The sequence below is a fragment of the Winslowiella iniecta genome (assembly GCF_001267535.1).
GTDB lineage: Bacteria > Pseudomonadota > Gammaproteobacteria > Enterobacterales > Enterobacteriaceae > Erwinia > Erwinia iniecta.
Genome location: NZ_JRXE01000002.1, coordinates 254,647 through 255,380, shown reverse-complemented (window position 1 = coordinate 255,380; position 734 = coordinate 254,647). Strand labels below are relative to the sequence as shown.

1 protein-coding gene is annotated in these 734 nt (G+C 58.3%); it reads right to left on the bottom strand.

Annotated features, from left to right (window positions below):
• Window positions 1-734, bottom strand: a 734-nt coding sequence (locus NG42_RS02315) for an Ig-like domain-containing protein (protein WP_193787972.1), incomplete at both ends; no start/stop codon positions are given.

The window sequence follows — 734 nt, the reverse complement described above, 5'->3', positions numbered from 1 at the left end:
CGCCGTTGAGCACCCCGTCGCCGCCAAACGGCGGATCGATGCTGGCGTCCGGCAGGTTATTGATGATGACATTCAGCTGAACGCTGTTAGTTACGGTGTTGCCCGCGCTATCGGTGACGCTGGCGGTCACATTCAGCGTGCCATCTTCCAGTGCACTCAGCGCGGAGGCAGGAATAGTGGTACTCCAGCGGCCATCCGCGCCGACGATCGCGCTATAACTGGCACCGTTAAAGCTAACGGTAACTGTGCTTCCTTCTGCAACGCCGGTGGTAGTACCGCTAATGATCAGCGGCGATTGCGCTTCGGTCGCATTGAGATAGCCATCCTCGCTGATCGGTTCAAGCGCAATACTGCCGCTGGTATCAGGCTGGACGATCAGTGAACTGCTGTCGCTGGCCGTATCGCCTGCTGCATTGCTGACGCTGGCGCTGATCGTGATGGTTCCGGTCGCCAGCGCTGCCAGTGCCTGTGATGGCACCACCACGCTCCAGCTGCCATCATCCTGCACCAGCGCAGTGTAAGTCACTCCGCCCAGCGTAATGGTAACGGTTCTGCCCGCTTCGACATTGGTGGTAGTGCCGCTCAGTGTCTGGTCGATTTGCTTCTCTGCGCCATCCAGCACATTGTCACCGGCAAAATCATCCAGTGAGAGGGTCGGTGGTTCGCCCGCATCGCCGTTCACCGTAATATTCAGTGTGTCATTAGCATTGCTTCCCGCACTGTTACTGACCGTT